The sequence below is a fragment of the Streptomyces sp. NPDC000229 genome (assembly GCF_040300825.1).
Lineage (GTDB): Bacteria > Actinomycetota > Actinomycetes > Streptomycetales > Streptomycetaceae > Streptomyces.
On the sequence record NZ_JBEPEL010000115.1, the window covers coordinates 1 to 19357 of the forward strand.

General features: G+C 71.2%; 16 protein-coding genes and 2 pseudogenes. 9 read left to right on the forward strand and 9 right to left on the reverse strand.

From position 1 onward, the window contains the following. Nucleotides 1-125 precede the first annotated feature (125 nt). Together cutA and ABT360_RS32870 are read right to left on the reverse strand one after the other, a co-directional pair. A complete protein-coding gene (gene cutA / locus ABT360_RS32865; protein WP_351824893.1) occupies nt 126-437 on the reverse strand; it encodes a divalent-cation tolerance protein CutA in 312 nt (103 codons plus the stop codon). Nucleotides 438-478: 41 nt separating this feature from the next. Further along, nucleotides 479-727, reverse strand: a pseudogene (locus tag ABT360_RS32870) (ABC transporter ATP-binding protein); the annotation flags it as partial. A gap of 5 nt (nt 728-732) precedes the next feature. On the opposite strand from ABT360_RS32870, the pseudogene ABT360_RS32875 reads away from it, so the two are divergent. Continuing rightward, nucleotides 733-911: pseudogene (locus tag ABT360_RS32875) on the forward strand (ABC transporter ATP-binding protein); the annotation flags it as partial. A 149-nt stretch (nt 912-1060) separates the two neighbouring features. Here ABT360_RS32875 and ABT360_RS32880 read toward each other — a convergent pair. Next, on the reverse strand, nt 1061-1660 hold the full coding sequence (locus ABT360_RS32880; protein WP_351824849.1) for an NADPH-dependent FMN reductase: 600 nt from the start codon (nt 1658-1660) through the stop codon (nt 1061-1063). Between the two features lie 66 nt (nt 1661-1726). Between ABT360_RS32880 and soxR the strand changes: the two genes are divergently transcribed. From soxR to ABT360_RS32895, 3 genes are all read left to right on the forward strand, one after another. Then, entirely contained in the window at nt 1727-2182 is a 456-nt protein-coding gene (gene soxR, locus ABT360_RS32885) for a redox-sensitive transcriptional activator SoxR (RefSeq protein ID WP_351824852.1), read from the forward strand. Nucleotides 2183-2425: 243 nt separating this feature from the next. Next, a complete protein-coding gene (locus ABT360_RS32890) occupies nt 2426-3022 on the forward strand; it encodes a hypothetical protein (protein ID WP_351824855.1) in 597 nt (198 codons plus the stop codon). A gap of 101 nt (nt 3023-3123) precedes the next feature. Further along, nucleotides 3124-3777, forward strand: coding sequence for a class F sortase (locus tag ABT360_RS32895; RefSeq protein ID WP_351824857.1), 654 nt, complete (start codon nt 3124-3126; stop codon nt 3775-3777). Between the two features lie 34 nt (nt 3778-3811). On the opposite strand, the gene ABT360_RS32900 is transcribed toward ABT360_RS32895, so the two are convergent. Together ABT360_RS32900 and ABT360_RS32905 are read right to left on the reverse strand one after the other, a co-directional pair. Then, nucleotides 3812-4588: a sulfite exporter TauE/SafE family protein gene (locus ABT360_RS32900; protein WP_351824860.1), complete on the reverse strand. Its 777-nt coding sequence runs from the start codon at nt 4586-4588 to the stop codon at nt 3812-3814. A gap of 57 nt (nt 4589-4645) precedes the next feature. Further along, complete coding sequence (locus ABT360_RS32905) at nt 4646-5140, reverse strand: hypothetical protein (protein WP_351824863.1); 495 nt, start codon at nt 5138-5140, stop codon at nt 4646-4648. Between the two features lie 268 nt (nt 5141-5408). On the opposite strand from ABT360_RS32905, the gene ABT360_RS32910 reads away from it, so the two are divergent. The 3 genes from ABT360_RS32910 to nirD are packed head-to-tail and all read left to right on the forward strand — an operon-like array spanning nt 5409 to nt 9449. Further along, nucleotides 5409-6590, forward strand: coding sequence for an NAD(P)/FAD-dependent oxidoreductase (locus tag ABT360_RS32910; protein WP_351824866.1), 1182 nt, complete (start codon nt 5409-5411; stop codon nt 6588-6590). A 1-nt stretch (nt 6591) separates the two neighbouring features. Continuing rightward, a complete protein-coding gene (gene nirB / locus ABT360_RS32915) occupies nt 6592-9111 on the forward strand; it encodes a nitrite reductase large subunit NirB (RefSeq protein WP_351824869.1) in 2520 nt (839 codons plus the stop codon). Then, nucleotides 9108-9449, forward strand: a complete 342-nt coding sequence (gene nirD / locus ABT360_RS32920) for a nitrite reductase small subunit NirD (RefSeq protein WP_351824872.1) — start codon at nt 9108-9110, stop codon at nt 9447-9449. Before nirB ends, nirD begins: the two co-directional genes overlap by 4 nt. A 222-nt stretch (nt 9450-9671) precedes the next feature. Here nirD and ABT360_RS32925 read toward each other — a convergent pair whose 3' ends face one another. Beyond that, complete coding sequence (locus tag ABT360_RS32925) at nt 9672-10076, reverse strand: VOC family protein (RefSeq protein ID WP_351824875.1); 405 nt, start codon at nt 10074-10076, stop codon at nt 9672-9674. Between the two features lie 485 nt (nt 10077-10561). Here ABT360_RS32925 and ABT360_RS32930 point away from each other — a divergent pair, with 485 nt between their 5' ends. Beyond that, nucleotides 10562-11722: a PhoX family protein gene (locus tag ABT360_RS32930; protein ID WP_351824878.1), complete on the forward strand. Its 1161-nt coding sequence runs from the start codon at nt 10562-10564 to the stop codon at nt 11720-11722. Here the strand turns inward: ABT360_RS32930 and ABT360_RS32935 are convergent. The 3 genes from ABT360_RS32935 to dusB form a co-directional block, all read right to left on the reverse strand. After that, the gene (locus tag ABT360_RS32935) at nt 11692-12735 is read right to left on the reverse strand and encodes an ArsR/SmtB family transcription factor (RefSeq protein WP_351824881.1); all 1044 of its coding nucleotides are present in this window, start codon (nt 12733-12735) and stop codon (nt 11692-11694) included. The two genes, ABT360_RS32930 and ABT360_RS32935, sit on opposite strands and share 31 nt — an antisense overlap. 689 nt (nt 12736-13424) lie before the next feature. Beyond that, complete coding sequence (gene ppdK / locus ABT360_RS32940; protein WP_351824884.1) at nt 13425-16136, reverse strand: pyruvate, phosphate dikinase; 2712 nt, start codon at nt 16134-16136, stop codon at nt 13425-13427. Nucleotides 16137-16571: 435 nt separating this feature from the next. Continuing rightward, the gene (dusB, locus tag ABT360_RS32945; protein WP_351824887.1) at nt 16572-17708 is read right to left on the reverse strand and encodes a tRNA dihydrouridine synthase DusB; all 1137 of its coding nucleotides are present in this window, start codon (nt 17706-17708) and stop codon (nt 16572-16574) included. Between the two features lie 57 nt (nt 17709-17765). Between dusB and ABT360_RS32950 the strand changes: the two genes are divergently transcribed. Then, a complete protein-coding gene (locus ABT360_RS32950; RefSeq protein WP_351824890.1) occupies nt 17766-19205 on the forward strand; it encodes an MFS transporter in 1440 nt (479 codons plus the stop codon). Nucleotides 19206-19357: the final 152 nt, after the last annotated feature.

Genomic DNA, 19357 nt, shown 5'->3' on the forward strand with positions numbered 1-19357 from the left:
GAGGTCTCCGCCGACGACGTGTCCCACGCGAAGCAGAAGGACCGGCACCGCGCTGACCTTGAGCAGGTCGTGGTTGTACTCGCCCGGGCGCAGCGTCCCGTACACGAAGAAGGGCAGTTCGCCGGTCATCGCGCGGACGTCTCCTGCTGGAGCCATGCCAGGTAGGCCGTGCTCCCCCGTACCACCGGGGTCGCGATGATCTCGGGAGTGTCGTAGTCGTGCTTCGCGGTGAGGTAGGCCTCCAGCGTGTCGTAGCAGGCCTCCGTGGTCTTGAAGAGGACCTGCCACTCCTGGCTGGTCTCGATGGCGTTGTTCCAGTGGTAGACGGAGGTGACCGGGCCGGAGATCTGCGCGCAGGCGGCGAGCCGCGCCTCCACCGCGCCACGGGCCAGCTCCTGTGCCTTCTCGGCGCTGTCGGTCGTGGTCAGTACGGTCATGGCCAGGGTCACGGTCTCTCCCTCGTGTGTCGCTCCACCGCTCACGCGGCGGCGAACTGCGCCGCGTACAGCCGAGCGTACGCACCCCCGGCCTCCAGCAGCTCGTCGTGCGTGCCCTGCTCGACGATCCGGCCCGCCTCCATCCCCAGGATCACGTCGGCGCCCCGGACGGTCGAGAGCCGGTGCGCGATCACGAACGATGTGCGCCCCTCGCTCAGCGACGACATGGCGCGCTGGATCAGCACTTCGGTGCGGGTGTCGACGGAGCTGGTCGCCTCGTCGAGGACGATCTCCCGACTACAAGACGGACGCTTCGCTGCGCGCCGCCCTGAAGCAGGAGACCGCCGACGCCACCGTCGTCATCGTCGCCCAGCGCGTGGCCACCATCCGCGACGCCGACGGATCGTCGTCCTCGACCAGGGGCGGGTCGTCGGCACCGGCACCCACGACGCACTCATGCGGGACAACCACACCTCGGGCACTGAAGTGGACGGCGACGGCGGCGGCGGCGATCTGGAGGAGGGGGCGGGGTGGCGAGGGACTGGATCAGCTGGAGGAGGACGATCAGGCGATCGCCCGCCGGTAGGGGCGCAGGTGGGCCCGGAGCGTCGCAGCAGCATGGTTCAGCTGCCGTACGGGCGGACGGACTTGGCGTCACGCAGGGCGTGGCCCCACCAGGCGAGCTGGTCGAGCATCGTCTTGGCGGCGGCGTCGGGGGCGGTGGGGTCCTTGTGGCGGCCGTCCTCGCCGAAGTGGCCGTGGGCGTTGTGGAAGGAGACGGTGTCGCGGACGGTCACGGCGTGCATCTCGGCGAAGACCTGGCGCAGTTGCTCGACCGCCCGCAGGCCGCCGGACATGCCTCCGTAGGAGACGAAGCCGACGGGCTTGGCCTGCCATTCGGTGTAGTGCCAGTCGATGAGGTTCTTGAGGGACGCGGGGAAGGAGTGGTTGTACTCGGGGGTGAGGACGACGAAGGCGTCGGCGGCGGCCAGCTTGGGGCTGACCTTGGCGAGCCGTTCGCGGACGGCGGGGGCGGGGTCGTAGGACAGGGCGGTCGGCAGGTCGGTGCCGGGGTCGCCGAGGTCGACGACGTCGACGGTGAAGTCGGCGTGCCGGCCCACGTGGTCGAGGAACCAGTCGGCGATGACGGGCCCGAAACGGCCTTCCCGGTTGCTGGCGACGATGACGGCGAGCTTCAGCGGCGAGGTCTTGGTGATCTCCATGGGCAAGACCTTCGTACCTCAACCATGCTTGAGGTCAAGCTCCTCCGGCGAACTACTCTTGCGACCATGACGCAACTCGCTTGGAACGCCAAGGAAGCGACCATCGGTGAGCTGGCCGAGCGCAGCGGTGTCGCCCCTTCCGCGCTGCGGTTCTACGAGCGCGAGGGTCTGATCAAGAGCCGCCGCACGACCGGCAATCAGCGCCGCTACAGCCGCGACACCCTCCGCCGCGTCGCCTTCATCCGCACCTCGCAGAGGCTGGGCATCCCGCTGGCCACGATCCGCGACGTGCTGGGGCTGCTGCCGGACGACCGTACGCCGACGCCGGAGGACTGGGCCCGCATCTCGGAGTGCTGGCGCGAGGACCTGGACAGGCGGATCCGCACCTTGCAGCGGCTGCGGGACAACCTGACGGAGTGCATCGGCTGTGGCTGCCTGTCGCTGAACCGGTGCACACTGTCCAACCCGGGCGACGAGCTCGCCTCGCACGGCCCGGGACCGCGCCGCCTGATCGAGGACTGACCACCCGCCAAAGCTCGGCCGCCGTCGCGCCCGGTGCTGACGTCACCCGTTCGGGGCGGGACCTCGGGCGAGGCCGGGAAACCGGCACTGACCTGCGGGGATGCGGGATGTCCAGGGCGGCACGCCGACCCGGACGGCGCAATCTGATGGGGCCTCAGCAGGCGGACGGGGCGGGCGGGGCCTTACCTCGAAGACAGGACATCCGCCTGTGACACCCGCCTGCCGCGCGCTCCGGAGGACCCCATGCGCACCACTGCCCGTCTGCTCACCGGTACCGCGCTGGCGGCCGTCTCGCTCGGCGCCCTCGCCTCGCCGACCGCGTACGCCGCGTACGCGGGTGACTTCGGGAAGCTGGAGGTGTACCCGTCGACCGCCCGGCCGGGCGAGACCGTCACGGTCAACACCACCGCCTGCGGCAAGAAGGGCCATGGGATCGGTGACGCGGAGTCCCTGGGCGCGGGCGAGTTCAAGCTGTCGCCCGGCACCCACAAGGAGGTCGTGGTCGGCCAGTTCAAGGTCCCCGCCCACACCAAGCCGGGCACCTACGCCATCGCCGTGGCCTGCGACAACGGCAAGACGGCCACTGGTGACCTGATCGTCGAGCGCGGCGGGCACGACTCGGGCGGCCACAGCTCGGGCGGGCACGACCAGGGTGGACAGAGCTCGGGCGGGCACGACCAGGGCGGCCATGTCCCCAGCGGTCATGTGAAGACCGGGGTGGGCGGCAGCGTCGGCCCCGACACCACCCAGATCGCGGCGGGAGTGGCAGTGCTGGCCGCCTCCGCCGTCGGCGGGGTCTGGCTCCTGCGCCGCCGGGCGAGCGGCGCGCAGGACAGCTGACGGGGTCCGTCCCCGTACCCCCGCCTCGCTCCCCGCCCCCGCCGCGTGTGTCCCCGAGACCGCGGCGCGGGCGGGGAGCCCCATCCTCCGCGAGGGCAGCCATGACCGACGACACCAGGAGCGAGACGGGAAACGGCACCGGGACCAAGGGCAAGGGCTGGGGCATAGCCATCGCCGCGTGCGTCGGCCTCTGGCTGGTCCAGAACGGCTCCGCGGACCTGACCCCGCCCGTCCCGAGCGCCGCCGAGGCCTTCGCCGCCGGACCGCACCGGCACACCGACGCGGCCGCGGCCCCCCTGCCCGCCTCCGCCCCGGTCCGCATCCGCATCCCCGAGATCGGGGTCGACGCCCCGGTGATGCGCCTGGGGCTCGCCCGGGACGGCAGCCTGGAGGTGCCACCGGCCGGGAACCCCAACATCGCCGGCTGGTACAAGGACGGCACCCCGCCCGGCGCCAAGGGCACCGCCATCGTCGCCGGCCACGTCGACAACGCCGAGGGCCCCGCCGTCTTCTACGCGCTCGGCAGCCTCAAGAAGGGCCACTGGATCGAGGTCACCCGCCGCGACGGCCGGACCGCCGTGTTCACCATCGACGCGATCGAGGTGTACGACAACGAGGACTTCCCCGACCGCAAGGTCTACGGACCCGCCGACCGCGCCGAGCTGCGCGTCATCACCTGCGGTGGCGCGTTCGACCAGAAGACCGGCTACCAGGGCAATGTCGTCGCGTACGCCCATCTGATCGGCGTCCGCTAGCCGGCCGTCAGCAGCACCTGTCAGCGGCCATCCGTCAGCTCCACTGGTCGAACGCCAGCTTCGCGACCAGCGAGAAGACCACCACCAGCAGCACGCCCCGCACGAACTCCGCGCCCTTGCGCAGCGCCATCCGCGCCCCGAACATCCCGCCCACCAGGTTGAACACCGCCATCAGCGCCGCGAGCCGCCACAGCACCGTCCCCTGGTACGCGAACATCGCCAGCGCGCCCGCGTTGGTGCACACGTTCACGATCTTGGCCGTGGCGGAGGCGGTCACCAGGTCCAGGTGGAGCACGGCGGTCAGCGCCAGCACCAGGAACGTGCCGGTGCCGGGGCCGAAGAGCCCGTCGTAGAAGCCGATCCCGCCGCCGACGAGGACGATCGCCGTGACGACCCTGGCCCGGGTCGCCGGGCCCTTGCCCTCCGCCGTACCGAAGGAGGGCCGCAGCATCACGAAGGCCGCCACGCCCAGCAGCACCACCATGATGACCGGCCGCAGGACGTCGCTGCTGATCCCGGCGGCGAAGAACGCGCCGCCCATCGACCCGGCCAGCGCCGCGAGCCCGATCCACACCGCCGTCTTCACCCGCACCGGCGCCTTGCGTACGTACGTCACGGCGGCGCCCGTCGTCCCCACGATGGCCACCGCCTTGTTGGTGCCGAGGATGTGGGCGGCCGGGACGTGCGGAAGGCCCAGCAGCAGTGCGGGCAGGAGGAGCAGCCCGCCGCCGCCCACCACGGCGTCGATCCAGCCCGCCACGAGAGCGGCCGCACAGAGGAGGACCAGGGTGGTCAGCGATATGTCGGGCATGGACGCGAGCCTATGGACGGGATAGGTGTGCCGTCCATGGAACTGAGGAGGCTTGAGCTACCTCTGAGGTTGCGGCGCGTCATTGTGCGGCGCGTGAGGTTGCGGCGCGCTTTCCCCGGTCGGGGAGCCCCTGAGCAGCCGCACCGCCAGTCGCCCCTGGAGCGCGGTGAGCCCCCGGCCCACCCATGGCATCAGCAGCAGGAACCCCACCCCGCCTATCAGCGCGTGGAACGCCCACGCGCCGGCGAAGGTCGGCCCGCCCCACGCCTCCGCCGGGTCGCCCGCCCTCAGTGGCCAGACCAGGTTCATGGGCACCAGCGACCAGCCGTAGACGGTGACGACCACGGCGACCAGGTTCAGGGGCGTGGCGAGCAGCGCGTGGAGGACCAGCCGCCGCGGTGCCGGGCGGGCGAGATCCTGACCGAGCAGCCGCCGGGCCAGAACGTGCGGTATGCCGACCAGCCCCGCGGGGAGGGCGAGCAGCAGATAGGCGACCCGCTTCCACGTGCCGGCGCGGAACGGTTCGGTGAGCACGAGGCTGACGGCGTTCATGGCTCAAGCCTCCCGAACCGACACGCAGCCGGCCATGGTGCCCGCCCGCGGAACCGAGGTCGGGTTTCCCCCACCCCCTGACCAACGCGGCGACCCCTCGCGGCGGCGGTGGCCGCCCACCGGCGCGGTGGCCGCCCGCCGGCGCGGGGGCCGCCCACCGGCCACGCCGCCCCCTCACCGGCCGCGGTGCTCCTCGCTGAGGTCAGCTTTCCGTGCGCGAAACAATCGGGATGCGGCCGGGAAACACCGCCGACGCACGCTGACGGGCATGAGTTCACGGATCGTGGTGGTCGGCGGAGGCACGGCGGGCGCTCGCCTCGCCGAGCGGCTGCCCGTCACCCTGCTCGGCGAGGAGCCGCACGCCCCGTACAACCGGGTGCTGCTCGCGGACGTCCTGGCCGGACGGTACGGGCCCGAGGTCATCGCCCTGCCGTCGCCGCGCGACGACGGGGCACGGCACGAGGTGCGGGTGACCGGCATCGACCGCGCCGCCCGGGTGGTGCACTGCGCGGACGGCGAGGCGTTCGCATACGACCGGCTGGTTCTGGCCACCGGCTCGAACCCGGTGCTGCCGCCCCTGCGCGGCCTGGGCGGCGGGCGGCTGCCGGCCGGGGTGCACGCGTTCCGGACGCTCGACGACTGCCTGGCGCTGGACGCGCTGGTCGGCTCCGGGACGCGGGCGGTGGTGATCGGCGGCGGCCTGCTGGGCGTGTCGGCGGCGCGAGCGCTCGCCGCCCGGGGCGCGGAGGTGATGCTGGCCCAGCAGGGCGAGCACCTGATGGAGCGCCAGCTGGACGCCGAGGCCTCGCGGCTGCTCCGCCGCCATCTGGAGGCGGATCTGGGCGTCGAGGTCCACACCGAGTGCCGGGTCCGCGGGATCCGCTGCCACGACGACGCCGTCGAGGCCGTCGAACTCGCCGACGGCTTCGTCCTCGACGCCGACGTCGTGGTCATCGCCTGCGGGGTGCGGCCGCGTGTCGGCCTGGCCCTGGAGGCGGGCCTGGACGTGCGGCGCGGGATCGTCGTCGACGACCAGCTGCGCACCTCCGACCCGTTCATCCACGCCGTCGGCGACTGTGCCGAGCACGACGGCCGCCTCTACGGGCTGGCCGGGGCCGCCCTGGAGCAGGCCGACGTCCTCGCCGAGGTGCTGGAGCACGGCACCGGCGCCTACCGGGGCACCCGCGCGCTCACCCGGCTCAGCATGGACGCCCTCGAACTGGCGGCGTTCGGCGAGGCGACGCCGCTCCCCGGTGACGACACCGTGCAACTGGCGGACGCGACGAGCGGCGCGTACCGCAAGGTCGTCGTCCGCGGTGACCGTCTCGTCGGCGGCGTACTGCTCGGCGATCTCGGCGCGGTCGGGGCGCTCGCCCGGGCCTGGGAGGGCGACGAGGCCCTCCCGGAAGCGCCCCTGCTCCACCTGCTCACCCATGACGGAGGCTCCTGAAATGGCCCACATGCCCACAATCGTCCTCGTCGGCCACGGCATGGTCGGCCAGCGCTTCCTGGAGGGCCTCGCCGAGCGCGGCGTCACGGAGCGGGCGCGGGTCGTCGTGCTCTGCGAAGAGCCGCGCCCCGCGTACGACCGCGTCCGGCTGACCTCGTACTTCGACGGCCAAACGCCCGACGGCCTGTCCATGGTCGAGGACGGCTTCATGGCGCGGCACGGTATCGAGCTGCACCTGGACGACCCGGCCGAGACCATCGACCGCGAGGCCCGCACGGTCACCTCGCGCGCCGGCCGGGTGATCGCCTACGACACCCTCGTCCTGGCGACCGGTTCGTACCCCTTCGTACCGCCGGTGCCGGGCAAGGACGCGAAGGGCTGCTTCGTCTACCGCACGATCGAGGACCTCCTGGCCATCGAGGAGTACGCGAAGACCGCGAAGACCGGCGCCGTGGTCGGCGGCGGGCTGCTCGGCCTGGAGGCGGCGGGCGCGCTCAAGGGCCTGGGCCTGGAGACGCACATCGTGGAGTTCGCCCCGCGCCTGATGCCGGTGCAGGTCGACGAGGGCGGCGGCGCTGCCCTGCTGCGCACCATCGAGAACATGGGTCTCATCGTCCACACCGGCACCGGCACGCAGGAGATCGTCACCGAGGACGGTTCGGTGACGGGCATGGCGCTCTCGGACGGCTCGGTGATCGACACCGACCTCGTGGTCTTCTCGGCGGGCGTACGCCCCCGGGACCAGCTGGCGCGCGACTGCGGCCTGACGGTCGGCGAGCGCGGCGGTATCGCGGTCGACGAGCGGTGCCGTACGTCGGACCCGGCGGTGTACGCGATCGGCGAGTGCGCGCTCGCGGCCGACGGCCGGGTGTACGGCTTGGTCGCGCCCGGGTACGAGATGGCGCTCACGGCGGCCGCGACGATCGCGGAGGAGGAGGCGACCGGCTTCACCGGCGCCGACATGTCCACCAAGCTCAAGTTGCTGGGCGTGGACGTGGCGTCCTTCGGCGACGCGCACGGCACCGCCGAGGGCTGCCTGGACGTGGTCTACTCCGACTCCCGTTCCGGCATCTACAAGAAGCTGGTCGTCGACGGCGACGGCGTACTGCTGGGCGGCGTGCTGGTCGGTGACGCCGAGTCGTACGGCATGCTGCGCCCGATGACCGGGACGAAGCCGCCGGTGGCGCCGGAGCAGCTGGTGCTGCCGGCCGGCGCCGGGGCGCCGGTCACCCTCGGCCCCTCCGCCCTCCCCGACGACGCGATCATCTGCTCCTGCCACAACGTCACCAAGGGCGCCATCTGCGCCTGTTCGTCACTGCCCGAGGTGAAGAAGTGCACCAAGGCGGGCACCGGCTGCGGCAGCTGCGTGAAGGTGATCCAGCAGCTCCTGCCGAAGCCCGCCGACAGCGGGATGTGCGGCTGCTTCTCGTACACCCGCAGCGAGCTGTACGAGATCGTCCGCACGATGCGCTTCACGTCGTACGCCGAGCTGCTCGACTCGCACGGCCGTGAGGAGGCGCGCGGCGGCGAGGGCTGCGAGATCTGCAAGCCGGCCGTGGCGTCGATCCTGGCGAGCCTGACCAACGAGTACATCCTCGACGGCGAGCGGGCCGCGCTCCAGGACACCAACGACCACTTCCTGGCGAACATGCAGCGCAACGGCTCCTACTCGATCGTGCCGCGCATCCCCGGTGGGGAGATCACCCCGGAGAAGCTGATCGTGATCGGTGAGGTGGCCCGGGACTTCGGGCTGTACACCAAGATCACGGGTGGTCAGCGGATCGACCTCTTCGGCGCCCGGGTCGACCAGTTGCCGCAGATCTGGACGCGGCTGGTGGACGCCGGCTTCGAGTCGGGACACGCGTACGGCAAGTCCCTGCGGACCGTGAAGTCGTGCGTGGGCCAGACCTGGTGCCGCTACGGCGTGCAGGACTCGGTGAAGATGGCGATCGACCTGGAGCTGCGCTACCGGGGCCTGCGCGCCCCGCACAAGCTCAAGTCGGCGGTCTCGGGCTGCGCGCGCGAGTGCGCGGAGGCCCAGTCGAAGGACTTCGGCGTGATCGCCACGGCGAACGGCTGGAACCTGTACGTCGGCGGCAACGGCGGCGCGACACCGCGCCACGCGGACCTGCTCGCCCAGGACCTGTCGGACGCGGAGCTGATCCGGCTGATCGACCGGTTCCTGATGTTCTACATCCGTACCGCCGACCGGCTGGAGCGCACCGCGACCTGGCTGGAGCGGCTGGAGGGCGGCCTCGACCACCTCCGCGATGTGATCGTGCACGACAGGCTCGGGCTGTGCGACGAGCTGGAGGCGCAGATGGCCGCACACGTGGCGAGCTATCACGACGAGTGGGCCGAGACGCTGAACGACCCGGAGCGGCTGCGCCGGTTCGTCTCCTTCGTGAACGCCCCCGACGCACCGGACCCCTCGGTGAAGTTCGTGCCGGAGCGCGGCCAGATCAAGCCGGACCTGACGATCCTGACGCTGGAACCCCTGGAAGGAGCTTCCGCCCGATGATGCTCGAACTCTCCCACGGTGACGAGTGGTTGCCGATCTGCGACGACTCGGTACTCACTCCGGGGCGCGGCATGGCGGCACTACTGCCGGACGGGCGGCAGGTGGCGCTGTTCCGGGACCGGTCGGGACGGCTGTACGCGATCGGCAACCGGGACCCTTTCACGGGCGCGCAGGTGCTGTCGCGGGGCCTGATCGGGTCGGCGGCCGGGCGGCCGTTCGTGGCGTCGCCGCTGCTGAAGCAGCGCTTCGACCTGGAGACGGGGCGGTGCCTCGACGACGAGGAGGTGTCGGTGGCGGTCTTCCCGGTCCGCACACGGGAACTCGTCCCGGTCTCCTGACCCGTCCGGGCGGCCGGCCGGCGTCCACGCGACCCGGACCGGCCGAGCCGTCCCGGCCGGGACCGGCGCTCCCCGCCGTACGGGCGGAGGTGCGCCGGTGCACGGCGGCACGCCGGTTCGCGGCGGCGCGGCGGTTCGCGGCGGGGGACGGCCTGACGCACGAGCATGTCGTACGGACGGCCCCGCGCCCTGCCCTCGGCCTTCTTCGACCCCCGGCCCTCCTCAGCCCTGAACGGCGGACGGGTCCATCCAGACGACCTCCCACAGGTGGTGGTCCGGGTCCTGGAAGGAGCGGCCGTACATCGTGCCGTAGTCCTGCGGGTCATTGGCGGCGGAGCCACCGGACGCGAGCGCGGCGTCGCACAGCTGGTCGACCCGCTCGCGGCTGTCGGCGCTCAGCGCGAAGATCGCCTCGGTGGTACGGGCCGCGTCCGCGATCTCCTTCTTCGTGAAGTCCTTGAAGCGCGGCTCGGTGAGCAGCATCACGAAGATGGTGTCGCTGATGACCAGGCACGCGGCCTTGTCGTCGCTGAACTGCTCGTTGAAGGAGTAGCCCAGCTTGCTCCAGAAGGTCTTCGACGTCTCGAGGTCCTTCACCGGCAGGTTCACGAAGATCATCTGGGGCATGTCGTCATCTCTTCTCTGGTTGGTGTGACGCTTTCGAGGGGGTAGACCGGGGGGTCCGGCGAAACTCATCGCTCCTGCCGAACGTCCTCGAAAAAAATTTCGCGCCGCTGAGCCTCGCCCGCCACTCCAGGCAGCCTCCGCCTCCTGCGTTGCGGGGCACCGAGCACCGAGCACCGAGCACCGGCCCAGCCTCGGCGCCATGGGCCCTGCCGGGCGTACCGGGCCGGCACGCCCGTCGATCAGCGGTTCGAGGACCCGGATCGGCCTCGGCCGCACCACGCTCGCTGACGCGGACACCGTGGAGGCGTACAAGGTGTTCGGGAAGGAGCTGCTGGAGGGGGTACCGGCACGGACCGGCGCCCGACGCTTCCCCTTCACTGCTTGTTGCTGCACCGTCAATCCGGGGCTTCTAGGTTCCCGAAGCGCTCGACCCTGCCGCCCCGCCCGGTGCGGCTGGTCTGGTCACGAACCTCCTGGAGTGACAAGTGGAACGTCGCAGTTTCCTGCGTGGAGCGGTCATCGGCGGCACCGCCGCCGCCTTCGGCGGCACCCTCATGCGAGGAGCGGCCTACGCGGCGCCCGCGCAGCCGGGCCCCGGCCCGTACGGAGCCCTCGGCTCGGCGGACGCCAACGGCATACAGCTGCCCAGCGGCTTCACCAGCCGGGTGATCGCCCGCTCCGGTCAGAAGGTCGGATCCACCTCGTACACCTGGCACAACGCCCCCGACGGCGGCGCCTGCTTCGCGGACGGCACCGGCTGGATCTACGTCTCGAACTCGGAGATCTCCTCCACCGGCGGCGCGAGCGCCGTGAAGTTCGACTCGTCCGGCAGGATTACGGGCGCCTACCGCATCCTCTCCAACACCAACCGCAACTGCGCGGGTGGCAAGACGCCGTGGAACACCTGGCTGTCCTGCGAGGAGGTCGACACGGGGTACGTCTACGAGACCGACCCGTGGGGTGTCAACGCCGCGGTGCGCCGCCCCGCCATGGGCCGCTTCAACCACGAGGCGGCGGCCGCCGACCCGGTCCGCAAGGTGATCTACCTGACCGAGGACAAGTCCGACGGCTGCTTCTACCGGTTCGTCCCGAACACCTGGGGCGACCTGTCCTCGGGCACGCTCCAGGTCCTCAAGGCGGGCACGAGCACGTCCGGCAGCTTCTCCTGGGCCAACGTGCCCGATCCCGACGGCTCCCCGACCGCGACCCGCAGCCAGGTGTCCGGTGCCAAGAAGTTCAACGGCGGCGAGGGCTGCCACTACGCCAACGACACCGTCTGGTTCACCACCAAGGGCGACAACCGCCTGTGGCAGCTGAACCTCGCGAACAACACCTACGAGCTCGCCTACGACGACTCCCTGGTCACCACCGGCACCGCCCCGCTGACCGGGGTGGACAACGTCACCGGCTCGTCCTCCGGCGACCTGTTCGTCGCGGAGGACGGCGGCAACATGGAGATCTGCGTCATCACGCCGGACGACGTGGTGGCGCCCTTCCTCCGGATCAACGGCCAGTCCGGCTCGGAGATCTGCGGCCCGGCCTTCTCGCCGGACGGCAAGCGGCTGTACTTCTCCAGCCAGCGCGGCACCACCGGCAGTTCGTCGGGCGGCATCACCTACGAGGTGACGGGGCCGTTCCGCGCGTAACGCCGCCGCTGCGGCTGCTGCCGCCCGGGCTGGGCGCCGCCCCCGTGCAGGAGGGCGGCGCCCAGTGGCGTCAGCGTGTGCAGCACGGAGCTGCCCTGGCGGAGGGTCACCACGAGGCCCGCGTCCCGCAGCACGCCCGCGTGCTGGCTGGCGGAGGCGAGCGAGACGCCCGCGCGGCGGGCCAGCTCGCTGGTGGTACCGCCCTGGCCTATGGCCTTGAGCACGGCGCACCGGGTGTGCCCCACGAGCCGGCCCAGCGGGGACGCCCCCGGTTCGCAGGGGCCCGACACCGGGGCGTCGGTGTGGGTGACGGGATAGACCAGGACGGGCGGCAGGTCCGGGTCGCGGAGGACGACCGGGGTGCCCCGGCAGAAGTACGAGGGCTGGAGGAGCAGGCCCCGCCCGTCCAGGCGCAGCTCGCGGTCGACGGGGTAGTCGGCCTCCAGCACGGGCGCCCGCCAGCGCAGCACGGGCGGCAGGGAGGCGAGCAGTTCGTCGGCCCCGCCGTCGAGGAGGGCGCGGCCGCGTACGGCGCGGTCGGCCTCCACGCAGGCGACGACGTGCGACCAGTACGGCTCGATGGCGGCCCGGTGGTAGCCGCGGAGCGCCCCGACGAGGCGGCCGAACGGCTCCTGGCGGCCCTCGGCGAGGTCCCGCGCCCATCCGGGCAGGCCGACCCCGCCGGGCCGGGAGGCGGCCAGCAGGGCCAGCTCGGTGTGGACCCGGGCCGGCGGGGTGGCCCGTACCGCCTGGAGTCCCGCGTCGAGGCCGTCGAGGCCCTGGGCCGGGGTCAGGAAATCGGGGAAATAGCCCCGGGTCGGCACGAGGGCGCCGAGCAGCCGCGTTTCGCCGTTCAGCCGCGTCCGTGATTCCGAACGCCATGCTCCGTAGACGAGCGCTCCGCGCCGGTCGCGCAACCTGTGAAAGCTGAGAATCGTTTCCCACAACGCATCCGGCCGGGCCGCCATCCGGACCCCGGCAAGGTCGTCCCCGGTGAAATGAATACGCAGCACTGAACCCACCCCTGTTGCATCCGCAATCACCCCCCGCCAATGAGTATGCATGCCATCACACGCCGTCACCACGGCATTTCAGCCACACTTGAAACGCATCGCGGAGAACGGGGGTGAACCGAAAAGCTGTACGCCGTCGGGCAGGAAACCTTCAGGACCGAGGTGACGTGCTGAAGACCGTGGGGGGCTTCGCACGTCCGGCGGCGGACCTGAAAGGTTGCGGCTCTCCCGCCCGGCAGGGGTAATGGGGCGCGGTCGGCGGGTGGGGATCCGGTGGCCGCGCTCCGCCCGTTCTTTGCGGGTTGAATCAACCCATTCGACCGGACATTGGCGCCTACATTGACCTGACATAAAGGTCCGGTGTTCAACAGCCAAGAATTCAACCGGCCGCAATGCAACAGGAACCTACATTTCTCCCCGACGGGATCCCCGGAAGCAGGACGGAATGCACGGCTCCGGAAGAGGCCGCCCCTGCACGCCCCGCACTCCCCGCCCTCCCGTATCGCACCGAACGGCTCCCCCGGGCGCGGCTCCCGCGTACGACGACGGGGCGGACACCTCCGCACAAGGTGTCCGCCCCGTCTCTCTTGCGGGCCGGAGCCGCCGCCGATCGGTGAGGGTCGGGGACCAACGGCGGCTCCGGTGTCTCATGGCCGGACCGTCCGGGCGACGGACGGTCCGGCTACGGCTCAGCGGCTGTCGCTCCCGCTCGACTGCGCCGCCGCGCGGCCCGCCTCCAGGCGCGCCACCGGGATCCGGAACGGCGAGCAGGAGACGTAGTCCAGGCCCACCTCGTGGAAGAAGTGCACCGACTCCGGGTCACCGCCGTGCTCGCCGCAGACGCCGAGCTTGATGTCCGGGCGGGTGGCGCGGCCGGCCTCGACCGCGCTGCGCACGAGCGCGCCGACGCCGTCCTTGTCGATCGTCTCGAAGGGGCTGACGCCGAAGATGCCCTTCTCCAGGTACGCGGTGAAGAAGCTGGCCTCCACGTCGTCCCGGGAGAAGCCCCACACCGTCTGGGTGAGGTCGTTGGTGCCGAAGGAGAAGAACTCGGCGCACTCGGCGATCTGACCGGCGGTCACGGCGGCGCGCGGCAGCTCGATCATCGTGCCGAGCGCCAGCTTCAGCTCGACACCGGTCTGCGCCTGGACCTCGGCGATGACCTGCTCGGCCTCGTCGCGGACCAGCTCCAGCTCCTGGACGGTACCCACGAGCGGGATCATGATCTCGGCGCGCGGGTCGCCCTTGGCCTCGATGCGCTGGGCGGCGGCCTCGGCGATCGCGCGGACCTGCATGGTGAACAGGCCGGGGATGACCAGGCCGAGGCGTACGCCGCGCAGACCCAGCATCGGGTTCTGCTCGTGCAGCCGGTGCACGGCCTGGAGCAGGCGCAGCTCGTTCTCGTGCGGCTCCTTGCGGGCCTCGGCGAGGGCGACGCGCACCGACAGCTCGGTGATGTCGGGCAGGAACTCGTGCAGCGGCGGGTCCAGCAGACGCACCGTGACCGGCAGGCCGTCCATCGCCTCGAACAGCTCGACGAAGTCGTCCTTCTGGAGCGGCAGCAGGGCCTTGAGGGCCTCGTCGCGCTCCGCGTCCGTGTCGGCGAGGATCAGCCGCTCGACGTACTGGCGGCGGTCGCCGAGGAACATGTGCTCGGTGCGGCACAGGCCGATGCCCTGGGCGCCGAAGCGCCGCGCCCGCGAGGCGTCCTCGGCGTTGTCGGCGTTGGCCCGTACGCGCAGGCGGCGTACTCGGTCCGCGTACGCCATGATCCGGTGCACGGCCTGGACGAGCTCGTCGGCGTCGTCGGCGCCGGCGTGCATACGGCCCTCGAAGTACTCGACGACCGGCGACGGCACGACCGGGACCTCACCGAGGTACACCTTGCCGGTGGAGCCGTCGATGGAGACGACGTCGCCCTCCTCGACGACGTGCCCGCCGGGCACGGTCATCCGGCGGCGCTTGGTGTCGACCTCCAGCTCCTCGGCGCCGCAGACACAGGTCTTGCCCATGCCGCGCGCCACGACGGCCGCGTGGGAGGTCTTGCCGCCGCGCGAGGTCAGGATGCCCTCGGCGGCGATCATGCCGTCCAGGTCGTCCGGGTTGGTCTCACGGCGGATCAGGATGACCTTCTCGCCGGACCGGGACCACTTGACGGCCGTGTACGAGTCGAAGACGGCCTTGCCGACGGCGGCGCCCGGCGAGGCGGCGATGCCGCGCCCGACCTGCTCGACCGCCGCCTTCTCGTCGAAGCGCGGGAACATCAGCTGGGCGAGCTGGGCGCCGTTGACGCGCTGGAGCGCCTCGGCCTCGTCGATCAGGCCCTGGTCGACGAGCTGCGTGGCGATCCGGAAGGCGGCACCGGCGGTGCGCTTGCCGACGCGGGTCTGGAGCATCCACAGCTGGCCGCGCTCGATGGTGAACTCGATGTCGCAGAGATCCTTGTAGTGGTTCTCCAGCGTCGCCATGATCTGCATCAGCTGGTCGTACGACTTCTTGTCGATCGACTCGAGGTCGGCCAGCGGCACGGTGTTGCGGATACCGGCGACGACGTCCTCGCCCTGCGCGTTCTGCAGGTAGTCGCCGTAGACGCCCTGGTGGCCGGAGGCGGGGTCGCGGGTGAAGGCGACACCGGTGCCGGAGTCGGGGCCGAGGTTGCCGAAGACCATGGAGCAGACGTTGACGGCGGTGCCGAGGTCGTGCGGGATGCGCTCCTGGCGGCGGTAGAGCTTGGCGCGCTCACCGTTCCAGGAGTCGAAGACGGCCTTGATGGCGAGATCCATCTGCTCGCGCGGGTCCTGCGGGAAGTCGCGCCCGGCCTCGGCCTTGACGATCTTCTTGAACTGCTTGACGAGCTTCTTCAGGTCGCCCGCGTCGAGGTCTGTGTCGACGGTGACCTTCTTGGCGGCCTTGGCCTCTTCGAGGGCCTCCTCGAAGAGCTCGCCGTCGACGCCGAGGACGGTCTTGCCGAACATCTGGATGAGGCGGCGGTACGAGTCCCAGGCGAACCGCTCGTCGCCGGCCTGCTTGGCCAGGCCCTCGACGGACTTGTCGGAGAGTCCGATGTTGAGGACCGTGTCCATCATGCCGGGCATGGAGAACTTGGCGCCGGACCGGACGGAGACCAGAAGCGGGTTGTCGGCCTGGCCGAGCTTCTTGCCCATCTTCTTCTCGAGGGCGTCGAGGTGCGCGGTGACCTCGTCCCGCAGCTCGACGGGCTCGTCGCCGCTGTCGAGGTAGACCTTGCAGGCCTCGGTGGTGATGGTGAAGCCGGGAGGCACGGGAAGACCCAGGTTGGTCATCTCGGCGAGGTTGGCACCTTTACCGCCGAGCAGGTCCTTCAGGTCCTTGTTGCCCTCGGTGAAGTCGTACACGAACTTCTGATCTTTGTTTTCCGACACGGGTCTCGACTCCTCGAGGACTCGGTGGCTGCCCTGACGGCGAGGAACATACCCAGATCGAAGGCTTCTGGGTATGTACGCCTACCCGTCATACGGCCTTAACCACCCGTCCGCCACCAGATCGAAAGTGACTGAGCGGTAGGTTTCTCGGCCCGACTCCTTCAGCCTCCGAATGACGTTTGACTCAAAGCTAAGGGTAACCGCTCGTTTGAGCGCCTAGCCAGGCACTTGAGTTCAACTCTTGAACAGAAAAAGAGTGGCACTGAGTGCCACCCTTTGAGAAGTGCAGTCGCCTCTTTCGCGCTCATCTGAGCGCAACCCCTATCAGGGGTGGCGAGAATCACGCCCTCCCGGAGCGCGGGATTCCAGTATCCGGACGGCGTCCGCACGTCAGGCGGACGACCTTGCCGCCCCCCTCCGCAGGCACCCGCTCCGTCACCCGCCGGACGTGTCCAGTTCCGCGTCAGCGCTGACGGCGGCGCAGTCGTAGGGGTCCTTCAGCCACCCGTCCGGCAGCACCACGCGGTTGTTCCCGGACGTCCGCCCACGTGGCCCGTCCGCGCCCGCCGGCCACGCCTGGTCCAGGTCCAGCTCGCTCAGCTGAGCGCGCAGCTCGTCCAGCGACGACGTCACCGCGAGCCGCTTGCGCATCTCCGAACCGACCGCGAACCCCTTCAGGTACCAGGCCACGTGCTTACGGAAGTCGATGACGCCCCGTGACTCGTCACCGATCCACTCCCCCAGCAGCCGCGCGTGCCGCACCATCACGTCCGCGACCTCGCGCAGCGTGGGCGCCGCCGCCGCGCCCGTACCCTCGAAGGCCGCCACCAGGTCGCCGAAGAGCCACGGCCGGCCCAGGCAGCCGCGTCCGACGACCACCCCGTCGCAGCCGGTCTCGCGCATCATCCGCAGCGCGTCGTCCGCCGACCAGATGTCGCCGTTGCCGAGGACCGGGATCTCCGGGACGTGCTCCTTCAGCCGAGCGATGGCGTCCCAGTCGGCCGTGCCGCCGTAATGCTGGGCCGCGGTGCGCCCGTGCAGGGCGATGGCCGTCACGCCCTCCTCGACCGCGATGCGTCCCGCGTCCAGGAAGGTGATGTGGTCGTCGTCGATGCCCTTGCGCATCTTCATCGTGACCGGCAGGTCACCGGCGTTCGAGACGGCCTCGTTCAGGATCGCCCGCAGCAGCGGCCGCTTGTAGGGGAGTGCGGAGCCGCCGCCCTTACGGGTCACCTTGGGCACCGGGCAGCCGAAGTTCAGGTCGATGTGGTCGGCGAGGTCCTCGTCGACGATCATCCGGACCGCCTTGCCGACAGTCACCGGGTCCACCCCGTACAGCTGGATCGACCGGGGCGTCTCGGTCTCGTCGAAATGGATCAGCTGCATGGTCTTCTCGTTGCGCTCGACCAGCGCCCGCGTCGTGATCATCTCGCTCACGAACAGCCCCTTCCCGCCGGAGAACTCACGGCAGAGGGTGCGGAACGGGGCGTTGGTGATGCCGGCCATCGGCGCGAGCACCACCGGCGGCTGCACGGTGTGCGGCCCGATGGCAAGGGGACTGAACGCGGTCATGCCCCCCATTGTCACCTACGCGCCGAGCGGATCGTTAGTTAGCCGTACTTTGGATATATGCCCGAGCTCACCCACCGCCGGCGGCTCCTGGTCCTGGCGATCTGCTGTATGAGTCTGCTGATCGTCAGCCTCGACAACACCGTCCTCAACGTCGCCCTGCCCTCCATGCGCCGGGAGCTGGGCGCGGACGTCGCCGGGATGCAGTGGACCGTCGACGCCTACACGCTCGTACTCGCGTGCCTGCTGATGCTGTCCGGCTCCACCGCCGACCGGATCGGCCGCCGCAAGGTCTTCATGGCCGGTCTCGTCCTCTTCACGCTCGGCTCACTCCTCTGCTCCCTCGCGCCGAACCTGGGATCGCTGATCGCCTTCCGCATGGTCCAGGCCGTGGGCGGTTCGATGCTGAACCCGGTCGCCATGTCGATCATCACCAACACCTTCACCGAGCCACGCGCGCGTGCCCGCGCCATCGGCGTCTGGGGCGGGGTCGTCGGCATCTCCATGGCGGCGGGCCCGCTGGTCGGCGGGGTGCTCACCGACACCGTCGGCTGGCGCTCCATCTTCTGGCTCAATCTGCCGGTCGGTCTGCTCGCCCTGTTCCTCACCTTCCGGTACGTCCCCGAGTCCCGCGCGCCCCGGCCGCGTCGTGTGGACCCGGTGGGCCAGCTCCTGGTCATGGTGCTCCTCGGCTGCCTGACGTACGCCATCATCGAGGCGCCCGTCGCCGGGTGGACCTCGCCGCTGATCGCGGGCTTCGCGGCGGCGGCCGTCCTCGCCCTGACCGCCCTGCTGCTGTACGAGCCGAGGCGCGCCGAGCCGCTGATCGACCTGCGCTTCTTCCGCAGCGCCCCGTTCAGCGGGGCGACGGTCATCGCGGTGTGCTCGTTCGCGGCCCTGGGCGGGTTCCTCTTCGTCAACACCCTGTACTTGCAGGACGTGCGGGGGCTGACCGCCCTGCACGCCGGGCTGTACATGCTGCCGATGGCGGCGCTCACCTTCGTCTGCGCACCCCTGGCGGGGCGGCTGGTCGGCAGCCGGGGCCCGCGCCTGCCCCTGCTGATCGCGGGCGTGACGATGACGACGAGCGGGGTGCTGTTCGCCGCGTTCGAGGCGGAGACGTCCACGCCGCTCCTCTTCACCGGGTACGTGCTCTTCGGCCTCGGCTTCGGCATGGTGAACGCCCCCATCACCAACACGGCCGTCTCCGGCATGCCCCGCGCCCAGGCGGGCGTCGCCGCCGCCGTCGCCTCGACCAGCCGGCAGATCGGCCAGACGCTGGGCGTCGCGGTCATCGGCGCCGTCCTGGCCGCCGGCGTCTCGCCCGCCTCCCACACGGACGGCTTCGTCGCCGCGAGCCGCCCCGCCTGGTGGGTCATCGCCGGCTGCGGCCTGAGCGTCCTCCTGGTGGGCGCGGCGACCAGCGGCCGGTGGGCCCGGGGCACGGCCGACCGGACGGCGCGCCGCCTGGCGGAGCCCGAAACGGCGGCACTCCGCTGACCACGGCCCCCACCCGGCATCCGGACACGCGGGCCCAGGCCGCCGGCCCCGAGGAGGTGAGCCCGGAAGGGCCCCGCCCCACCACCGCCCGCTTCCGCCCGACGAGGAGCACTTCGACTCCGAAGGGCCGGATGACGCAGAGGCCGCGGGGG

Coding starts and splice junctions, on each gene's coding strand:
- cutA (WP_351824893.1), bottom strand. CDS start 437: ATGACCGTACTGACCACGACCGACAGCGCCGAGAAGGCACAGGAGCTG.
- ABT360_RS32910 (WP_351824866.1), top strand. CDS start 5,409: ATGAGTTCACGGATCGTGGTGGTCGGCGGAGGCACGGCGGGCGCTCGC.
- ABT360_RS32890 (WP_351824855.1), top strand. CDS start 2,426: ATGCGCACCACTGCCCGTCTGCTCACCGGTACCGCGCTGGCGGCCGTC.
- nirB (WP_351824869.1), top strand. CDS start 6,592: ATGGCCCACATGCCCACAATCGTCCTCGTCGGCCACGGCATGGTCGGC.
- ABT360_RS32950 (WP_351824890.1), top strand. CDS start 17,766: ATGCCCGAGCTCACCCACCGCCGGCGGCTCCTGGTCCTGGCGATCTGC.
- ABT360_RS32880 (WP_351824849.1), bottom strand. CDS start 1,660: ATGGAGATCACCAAGACCTCGCCGCTGAAGCTCGCCGTCATCGTCGCC.
- ABT360_RS32905 (WP_351824863.1), bottom strand. CDS start 5,140: ATGAACGCCGTCAGCCTCGTGCTCACCGAACCGTTCCGCGCCGGCACG.
- dusB (WP_351824887.1), bottom strand. CDS start 17,708: ATGACCGCGTTCAGTCCCCTTGCCATCGGGCCGCACACCGTGCAGCCG.
- ABT360_RS32925 (WP_351824875.1), bottom strand. CDS start 10,076: ATGCCCCAGATGATCTTCGTGAACCTGCCGGTGAAGGACCTCGAGACG.
- ABT360_RS32895 (WP_351824857.1), top strand. CDS start 3,124: ATGACCGACGACACCAGGAGCGAGACGGGAAACGGCACCGGGACCAAG.
- nirD (WP_351824872.1), top strand. CDS start 9,108: ATGATGCTCGAACTCTCCCACGGTGACGAGTGGTTGCCGATCTGCGAC.
- ABT360_RS32900 (WP_351824860.1), bottom strand. CDS start 4,588: ATGCCCGACATATCGCTGACCACCCTGGTCCTCCTCTGTGCGGCCGCT.
- soxR (WP_351824852.1), top strand. CDS start 1,727: ATGACGCAACTCGCTTGGAACGCCAAGGAAGCGACCATCGGTGAGCTG.